Below are 9474 nucleotides of genomic sequence, written 5' to 3' on the forward strand. Positions count from 1 at the left end.
AAAACACAATTATTTTAAGGGAGGAATTCACAGATGAAAAAAGTATTATCTTTAGTACTCGTTTTAGCGTTAGTACTAGGTATGATGCCAGTATTCGCTGCAGGTGAAACCGGAGCAGAAATGCTTTACAAATACGGTTTTATCGCAGGAAACAATGGCGACTTAATGGTTGACAAAGAGTTAACTAGAGCTGAAATGGCTGTACTTGTTGCAGAAATGAACGGCTTAAAAGACGAAGCAGCTAACTATGCTGCACCAGCAAACTTCGGTGACGTAGAAGCTGGAAAATGGTATACTCCATATGTTGCTTATGGACAAGCTCAAGGTTGGTGGTCTGGTTACCCAGATGGCACTTTCAAACCAGAAGCTGGCATGAGTGGACAAGAGTTTGCTGCAGTATTAATGAACGCATTAAAATATGATTACACTTGGAATACTGTAGTTGCTGATTCAGCTGCTATCGGTGTAAACGTAGCTACAACTGGATTTAACAGAGGCGCTGCTTTCGAAGCTATGTGGGCTGCTGTAAACAAACCAGTTAAAGGCGAAGAAGTTGCTTTAGGCGTTAAATTAGGTAGATTAGAGTCAGCAATGGCTACTGAAGGTCCTTTAGCTGTTGATACAGTTATGGCTAATACTGCTAAATCTTTTGAAGTTAAATTCAAAAACGCTGTAGCTGATACTTCTAAAGTTACTTTTGCTGTTACAAGAGAAACTACTAAAGTTGCTTTAACAGCTGCTTGGAACGAAGCTAAAACTGTTGCTACTTTATCTTCAACTGCTAAATTACCAGAAGGTAACTTTGAAATCGTTGTAACTGGCGATGGTGTTGCTTTAGGTACTTTCAAAGTAACTGTTGAAAAAGAAAAAGTTGCAAAAGTTGAATTTGATGCTGATACATTAAGCAGATTCACTGATGAAAAAGGTACTGTTGGTTACAAAGTATTAAACCAATACAATGAAGATATCACTAACACTGGTTTAGGAAGAGGTTTAACTTGGATTTCTTCTACTAACGTAACATCTCCAGATGTTGATGCTAAAACTGGCGTTATCACTGTTGAACAAACAGATGCTGCTCAAGTAAACCAATTAAGACATCTTAAAACTGTAGTTATTACAGCTAGAGATACTTCTACTGGTTTTGTAGTTACTAAATCATTATCTGTTTCTGATACAATTTCAGCAGTTAATGAAATTAAAATTAACGGTATCGTAAACGAAAAAGGCGAATCAGTTGACTTCGTATACGGAACTGCTAAATCTTACTTCTTAGATTTCACTGCATTAGATGCAAATGGTAAAGAAGTTACAGCTTACTCTGTATTATCTGCTAAAATTGGACCAGCTCCAGTTCCACCAGCAGCTGATACTAGACAAAAATTATTAGACATCACAAGCTCTAACACAACTTACGTTACAATTACTCCTGAAAATGACAATGGTAGAATGAAATATAGATTAACATTAGCTGCTGTAGGTCCTACTTACGACACTCCTGTTACTTTCATCGCTGTTGCTCCTTACACTGGTAAAAATGCATCGCAAACATTTACTTTAAAGAAAGCTGCTGTAGTTGAGAAATTCAACTTACAATCTCCAGCTGTTACTGTTTCAAGTGGAAAATCAATTGAATTCCCATTCGAAGCATTTGATCAAAATGGTGCTGCTATTACTGATTACGATAAATTAGTAAATAAAATTGACTTCGGTTCAGCTGCTTTTGCTGGTGGTGTTGGTTTTAAATTTATCAGACAATCAGATGGTTCTGCTAAATTATACGGTGTATTTACAACTGCTAACCCTAACGGTGAAACTAAGTATGTAACTGCAACTGTTAAAAACTCTACAACAGGTTCTTTCAGCCAAATTTCTTTCACTGTTAAGCCTGCTGCTACTCCAGATTCACTTTCTGCATTATTACACTCTAAAGCATATACTACAGGAAGTTCTTGGAATAGAAGAATTAGTAACTTCACTATTAGAGACAAATATGACAACACAATGAACTTAAGAACTGATGCTACTAATGCTAATGATTATGCATTAAGAGTAACAACATCTGCACCTACTGTTGTAGCTGTTACAACAGATACAGGTAAAGATATCACAGCTAACACTCAAGTAATTATTAGCGGCGATTCAAGAGTATACTTTACAGGTAAAGCTGCTTTTGGTACTGCTACAATCACTTATGAATTATTAAAAGTAACAAGAACTGCTGGCGTTGATACAGTTATGAATACAGCTGATGACGTTGTTACAGTTGTTAGTGTAATTGATTCAGCTACTGCAACTGCTTACAATATTGATCCTGCAGATATTACTTCTGTGAGAATTGATGATGTTGAAGGCGAAGTAACATTCATGGATACAAAAGCTCCTGCTTACGATATTTCTACTGAAGCTACTGTAGTTGGTTTAACTTCTGATGGTACTGTAGTAAGATTACCTGGTTCTTCTTCTGCAGAAGCTGTAAAAGTTTCTTCTTTACAAGTTAGCAATAGTAAATTTGCTGTAAACGGTATGCTTATTTCTAACACTGGTACTTATACAAGTGAAACTACAGATTCTACTACTGTAACTGCATTAGTATATGGTGCTAAAGGTGTTCTTCAAGCTACTGCTACTATGAAAGCAAGTGCTGATCTTCCTGTAACAAAAGATATCTATTTAGATATTACTCCAAGCTTCGAAAGACTTGGTATCTACTCAGTAACAAACAATGTAGTTGAAGTTGCTGCTGCTGACGTTGCTACTTACTTAGCTGGAACATCAGTATATAATACAGATGCTCTTGCTGGAGATTTAGTATTCTATGCAAACACTAACTATGGCGATGATAACGGTTTATTCAATACTGCAAGCATCACTAAGATTGCTTCAGGTGTTGTAACAACTGGTAACCTTGCTGTAACTGCATCTACTGGTTTAATTACTGAAACTAGTGCGGTTCAAGTTGGCGATGAGTACTCATTAACTGTAACTTCTGGTGCAGTTTCTGAAACAATCATCATCAAAATTAAATAGTTAATATTTAATTAAAATAAAGGCAGACCTTCGGGTCTGCCTTTTTATTTGAATTATTGATAGAAGTAAGATCAATTGGTGAAAATAAAACCTATAAGGTACTCAATAGACATTTAATTATCATGCAGTGTTTGTGTTTAGTGCATATGTCTGTTAATGAAAAAGGAAAGTAAGACAAAACATGGCTACTTAAGCAGTAGGCATTATTTTTTATCTTTAAGTTTGGAAGCCAGCCAACAATGCGAGCTTATTTATAAAAAAATGCTGAAATGGAATAAATCCACATCAACATTTTAATTTTAAATGAAGTTATAAGAACATTATTGAAGCTGTAATATGGTAGTAAATATAGCGCTGTTATTCATTCCTGTAGATGTTGGTGCAATAGCTGTAAAAACAATTGGTGTATCTATTGTTGGCGCAGAATTGAAGTTTATCTTAAATGCAATCTCAGAAAGTCTCTGAGGATGACTGATTTTCTGTATCGTTACCAGGGATTCGTTTGAGGATCGTACAATTAATACTTCTTGACCAGAATTATTAACAAGTGCATTCTTTGACTTGACTAGCTGACCACTATTGTCGATAATGGATAAGTCGAGGTAGTAATTTTTTGATAAATCATAAATGAAATCTATGAAATTACCATCTTCATCAACGATACCATTAATTCGTATATCATTTATACCTATATTTGAACTAGAAATCTTGAGGGTCTTACTATATGTAAGACTTGATGCTTGATCTGAGATTATAATGGTTACATTAGGCAGATCATCAAGTGTTGCTGAACTTTGACCAGATAAACCATGTTGAACTGTAATTAAACCTGTCGAGAAGTCAACAGTAGGAGTAGAAACACTTGTTGTTGTGCGAAAAATCAAACTTTGAGCTAGACCTGAATTCGTGATGTTTTCTCCATATTGGTTGTATGCAGAAAAAGAAACAGTTCCAAAATGATCATCATACTTAGAGAGAATATCAGCATTAATTTGAATATCAGCAACTCTTTCCTTATCAACCTGAATGTAAAAAGGGCCATAATATTCGGGCGTGTTTGAATTCGAATCCATAATATCAATTTTATAGAGGCCGCTATTTAAGTAAACATTGGAACTTAACTTTGCAACGTTTTTTTGATTGTTCCAAGTTGCGTTAAGTGCTATTTTATAGTCGCCTTTAGTAACATTAAAAGTGACTCTGTTGATATCAGAAACAGGATTTTTAAATTGTATATCAAAAGATTTGGTACTAGAAGCTTCGTATGAAAAGATGTTATCTGTTTTTTGAGTATTATCTAATAGAGTTAGTTTACCTAAAGAAACCCCAATGGGAATATCAGATCCCTTAATAGGTTGATTAACAGCCTCCCAAAGTGCATTAAAGGCATCTTTTCTTATAAAACGATCACCTTGATATGTAACAGTAATATTTTTTGACTTTGCAAAATCTAATACGTTACTGTACATATAATCGCCATTATAGCCTAGTGCATTCATCAAAAATGCGGCAAATTCTTGAGCAGTTACCGATGAATCAGGGTGAAAACTACCATCTGGATATCCACCAAGATAGTTAAATGCTTTGCCATAGGAGACATATGGTGCATACCATTTATCGGGAGAAACATCAGTAAAGTCTGGTGGCAGTGAAAAATTTTGAGCATCAAGCTTTACACCCTTTATTTCAGCAATAATTACAGCAACTTCAGCTCTTGTTAGTGGTTTTTCAAGCATTAAGTTACCATTATCTCCAGAGATAAATTGATACTTGTAAAGCAGCTCACCTCCATTTAAAGTGGATGAGTCTGCAAAATTTGAAATTTGATAAAACATGAGTAAAGTAGAGAAGAATAACAATAAGATAACTGGTTTTTTCATATAGACCTCCGTTAAGACATATTTTGATATTTCCATTATAACTTTATTTTGAGTATAATCAAATAGCACTATCAGGTTGGTTTTTACATCAAGTTGTTTGAATATTCGTAAGTAAGAATACATTTTTTCAATATTATTTACTTAACATTGACTCATTTGACTCAATCCAATACAATATAAGAGCAAAGAAAATATAGTTATGGAGAATACGATGAAAACTCAAAATAAAATAAATTTAACGAAGACTTTAAATATGGATAAAATGCACATAATTTTGCTTGGCGTTATGATATGTTTAATGCCTTTTTTTAGCGGTTTGTTCTTTTATAAATCCATTTTAATGACTATGATAATGGGTTCAAGTGTATTAGTCGTTTTAAATATTGTGGGCTATCTTAAAGCACGGGATCACCAAGAACTACTTTATTTTCAAGGTTTTGAGTTCTTTTACTTAATACTGATTTTAGGTTACTTATTAAATTTGATTTTAGGAAATTCTGTTTCATATTTTGGGACTTTTTTTGAATTACAAAAATATACTTTTCTATTATTGCTATTAAGTTATGTAAGTCAAAATTTAAAACAAGTTGAATTGAAACATAGAATAATGCATATTATTGTATTCAGTGGATTCTGTATTTCTATTTTAGCAGTATGCGCGGTAAGTGGTTTGATTGAAATCAAAGATGCCTTTTTAGATACGAGGTTTACAGCAACCTTTCAATACGCTAATACTTTTGCCACTTTTCTGTTTCCTTCAATAATATTTTCAATTTATCTGGGTGTTTTGGAAAAAAATAATTATAAAAGATTTTATCTCAGCTCGTGTCAATTCATATTCATGCTTTTATTTGTGTTTACTTACTCTCGTGGTGCTTGGTTAATTTTGCCTGTTGCTATTATTGGAACACTTATAGCACTACCTAAGGGTACTAAAAGTCTAGCACTTTTTGGTATTGTTGCAAACTTTGTGATAATCGCGATGGTAAGTAAGCCATTTTATAATTCAAATATATCAACGATTGCAATTAAATATAATACATTATTGATCGTTTTAGTAGGCATGGTTATTTTCGGTCTTGTTCAATTAGCAATTAAGTTCTTGGAAAGCAAAGTTAAGTTAAAGACTTTGAAGATACCTAAGTTTGTTATATTCGGCTTAGTTGGTATTTTACTAACAAGTGCAAGTGTAATGGTAACCTTGGATCAACCACTTGTATCAGATAATATTGGGGAACATAAACAAGGAAATGCAAGTATTAGTAGAATTGTTGAAAATATAAATCCAGAAGAAAATTACTTTATAAACTTTGAAGTCGACAGTAGTCTTGGTTTAGATAAAGGTGGATATCAGTTGATACTTCAAGAAGTTGATGTTGAAGGTAACGTAACTGCTGTCTCAATTGAAAAGGTTGAAGCAAAAGAGATCTCTACAAGTAGGCAAGTAATTATTCTTAAATTTAATACCACCACTAGAGCAGATCAATTAAAAGTTCAATTAAATGTTGGTTTAAATAATGAAAGAATTGAAATATCAAATTTTAAAATTTTAGATGAAAACCAAAAGCTAGTAAAAAAAATTAAACTGAGTTATAGATTTTTACCTGAGTTCATTGTTTCGAGAATAAACAGTATTAATTTAAATGAAAAAGTATCTGTTGGAAGTAGATTGACTACCTATAAAGATGCCTTTGCAATATTAAAAGAAACATCCCTTATAGGAAATGGTGGTGGGGCATGGGAATCGTTATATCCTATGTTTCAAAGTGAACTCTATTATACAATGATTGTTCATAATTATATTGCTCAACTGGTTGTTGATCTGGGACTTTTGGGGATTTTGTCTATTATAGTTCTAGTGGGATTACTTATTTTCAATTGGATTAAAGCCTTTAGAAATAATGATTCTTTAAATCAGATACTCCTTGTATCGGCTAGTGTTTTACTTATACACAGTTTTCTGGACTTTAACTTTGCATATCTAAGCATACAAATACTATTCGTACTTACAATTGGAATACTCTCATCAGAGTACAGAACTGGGAAGCTTGAAATAAAAAAACACTTTTATAACATGATCTCAGTATTATTAGGTATGATATTAATTATTTCAAGTACGTGTTTTTATATTTCAGAGAATAAAGCTGAAGCAGCAAAAAAGGCTCTAAGAGATGGTGAAAGAGAAGAAGCCACTAATCTATTTTTATCGTCTATTAATTTAAATCCGTATAAAGTTGATTCTCGTTATGAATTAGGAAATATTTATAATACAATTGCATCAGAGACGGGTCAAAAGGATCTTACTCAGAAATCAGAAGAGATTTTATCTTTTGCGAGAAAATATTCAAGGAATGAGCCAAGTGTTATTAAGGTATTAATGGATACTTTAATCGTAAAAGGTGATTTTGAAGGTGTAGCATCACTCGGCAAAGAACTTATCAAAAAAGCACCGCTTCGTCAAGATGTTTATGATGCTCAATTAAACGCTTATTTGACAATAGGGAATTACTATATTAATAAAGGTGATTTCACAAACGGGTCAAAGTATTACGAAATGGTATCATCAGCAATTGCCATTAGAGAAAACTACAATTTGAATATCGATAGACCTGAAAAATTTTCAAATGACTACATGGCCATGGTTAACAAATTGTTTTACTTTGTCAACCATAAAGAAAACATCAGTGAACTAGAAAAAATACAATCAGTTGTTGAGAACTCTTACTTTTTATTTGATGTGAATCATGATAATATACCTGATGAATTTAAAATAGTGAAAATGGGTCAGGAGGATCTTTTTTTCATTTCAGCAGAAGGACTTAAGATATTCAGTGGTTCAGATGGTATTTATAAGAGTTTAAGCTTGCAGGCTAATAAAAATTACAAAATAAAACTTGTAATTAACTCGGAATTGACAAATATTAATGATTTTGAAGACAATATTCTTAAAATCAACTCACAAGCAAATTATGAGTCTGAAATTATAGTAGGATCAATAGAGAATAATAATGGATTCCTTGAAATTCTTGTAAGAACAGGTGATATTTATAATGCAGATAAACACAGTATTCAGATAAGAAATCTAATGGATTCATATACATTATCTATTAAAGCACTCGAAATATATGAAATCCAATAGAGTTTTCAAAAGAGGTAAGTAATGTTTAGAGAAAATCAAAAAACATTGAGTCAAATACAAATAATATTAGATATTTTGATAATGGGAATTTCATTTTCATTGGCACATTATATTAGATTTTATACTAAACTGTTTTCAGAAGGTATTTTAGCAATTCCATTGGTGGATGCTTTTATCCCTTTAATGGCATCAGTACCTATCTACCTTGTTTTCTATCATATGTTAGGTCTATATCAACAAAGATCATATGGACTGTTCGAGGAATTGAAAGGGATAATTAAGGCCAACACATATGGTATTATTACATTAGTACTGATTTTGTTTGTTTTTAAAATTGTCGATTTTTCTAGATATGTATTAATTACCTTCTACTTGCTAAATATTACTATAACCTTTTTGATACGCGCATCTGTGATTTCTACTGTTCAGCGACATCGCTCAAAAGGATTTAATTTAAAAAAATGTCTACTAATTGGATATAATGATATAGGTAAAAAGTTTATCAAGAATTTAGAAAACAACAAATCATTTGGTTACAAGATTGTGGGCATTTTGGATGATGTTACAATTAAGAGAAGAGAAATTCCGGAAGGATGTAGTTTTAAAGGTAGAATAGATGATCTTAAAGAAATGCTAGATCGGTTTGAAGTTGATGTAGTCACAATCGCATTAGATGGTGCATCGTACGACAAACTAGGCGGCATTATTGAAGCCTGTGAGAAGAGTGGTGTCAAAACGAATATTATCCCTTATTATTATCAGTACGTTCCTTCAAGACCATATATGGACGAATTAGATGGTATGCCCATTATTGATACACGACATGTACCGTTGGATAATTATTTTAAGGCGGTTTTGAAGCGCCTTGTGGACATATTAATATCTGTAGTGGCATTGATTGTATTTTCACCGATTATGCTCCTCAGCGCAATTATGATTAAAGTTACATCGCCTGGTCCGATCATATTTAAGCAAGAACGTGTGGGGCTTAACCGAAAACCTTTCAAAATGTATAAGTTTAGATCTATGCGTGTTGAATCTGAGACTAAAGAGAAGGTAAAGTGGACTACAGAACACGATCCCCGTAAGACAAAATGGGGTGAACTTATGAGAAAAACAAGTATCGATGAGTTACCGCAGTTTTTTAATGTCCTAAAAGGTGATATGAGTGTTGTTGGTCCAAGACCAGAGAGGCCTTATTTCGTAGAACAATTTAAAGAAAAAGTTCCAAAGTACATGATTAAGCATCAAGTTAGACCAGGAATTACTGGTTGGGCTCAGGTCAATGGCTGGCGTGGAGATACTTCTATAGAAAAGCGAATTGAATTTGACCTTTATTATATTGAAAATTGGACCATGAGTATGGATGTTAAAATTATTCTTTTGACTTTTTTAAAGGGATTTGTGAATCGGAATGCGTATTAA

The 9474-nt window shown here is 32.9% G+C and carries 4 protein-coding genes; 3 read left to right on the top strand and 1 reads right to left on the bottom strand.

The features are described from left to right. Positions 1–33 precede the first annotated feature (33 nt). Positions 34–3030: an S-layer homology domain-containing protein gene (locus tag AC220I_RS13750; RefSeq protein WP_486724421.1), complete on the top strand. Its 2997-nt coding sequence runs from the start codon at positions 34–36 to the stop codon at positions 3028–3030. A 320-nt stretch (positions 3031–3350) separates the two neighbouring features. Here the strand turns inward: AC220I_RS13750 and AC220I_RS13755 are convergent, their stop codons facing one another. Next, on the bottom strand, positions 3351–4910 hold the full coding sequence (locus AC220I_RS13755) for an S-layer homology domain-containing protein (RefSeq protein ID WP_486724422.1): 1560 nt from the start codon (positions 4908–4910) through the stop codon (positions 3351–3353). Positions 4911–5121: 211 nt separating this feature from the next. On the opposite strand from AC220I_RS13755, the gene AC220I_RS13760 reads away from it, so the two are divergent. Then, positions 5122–8049, top strand: a complete 2928-nt coding sequence (locus AC220I_RS13760; RefSeq protein WP_486724423.1) for a hypothetical protein — start codon at positions 5122–5124, stop codon at positions 8047–8049. A 21-nt stretch (positions 8050–8070) separates the two neighbouring features. Beyond that, positions 8071–9474 (top strand): undecaprenyl-phosphate glucose phosphotransferase, encoded by a 1404-nt coding sequence (locus AC220I_RS13765; protein WP_486724424.1) that lies wholly within the window; start codon positions 8071–8073, stop codon positions 9472–9474.

This window comes from Fusibacter sp. (assembly GCF_057447755.1).

Excerpts from the sequence above, each read along its gene's own strand:
- AC220I_RS13750 (WP_486724421.1), top strand. The coding sequence starts at position 34 with ATGAAAAAAGTATTATCTTTAGTACTCGTTTTAGCGTTAGTACTAGGT.
- AC220I_RS13755 (WP_486724422.1), bottom strand. The coding sequence starts at position 4,910 with ATGAAAAAACCAGTTATCTTATTGTTATTCTTCTCTACTTTACTCATG.
- AC220I_RS13760 (WP_486724423.1), top strand. The coding sequence starts at position 5,122 with ATGAAAACTCAAAATAAAATAAATTTAACGAAGACTTTAAATATGGAT.
- AC220I_RS13765 (WP_486724424.1), top strand. The coding sequence starts at position 8,071 with ATGTTTAGAGAAAATCAAAAAACATTGAGTCAAATACAAATAATATTA.